This is a genomic window from Lacinutrix sp. MEBiC02404 (genome assembly GCF_053601575.1).
The window spans coordinates 1-243 of record NZ_JBSHNV010000068.1 but is presented as its reverse complement, the minus strand read 5'-3'; the positions used below and the strand labels follow the sequence as shown (position 1 = coordinate 243).

Genomic DNA, 243 nt, shown 5'->3' with positions numbered 1-243 from the left:
GTAACGACTTTAACTGCACCAACGGCAACAGATAATTGTGGTGGAACGGTAGCTGTTACCAACGATGCATCACTTCCTATTACAACACAAGGAACAACAGTCGTAACTTGGACATATACAGATGTTAATCTGAATGCTTCCTCACAAACACAAAACATAGTAATTACAGATGTTACTGCTCCTGTTGCTGATCTTGCAACTTTAGCTAATGTAACGGCACAATGTGAAGTAACGACTTTAACG

At 39.9% G+C, this 243-nt stretch carries 1 protein-coding gene; it reads left to right on the top strand.

Annotation, left to right across the window (positions count from 1 at the left end; all coding sequences use genetic code 11):
- A partial coding sequence (locus tag ACVCXO_RS00415) for an HYR-like domain-containing protein (RefSeq protein ID WP_452227626.1) occupies window positions 1-243 on the top strand: 243 nt, incomplete at both ends.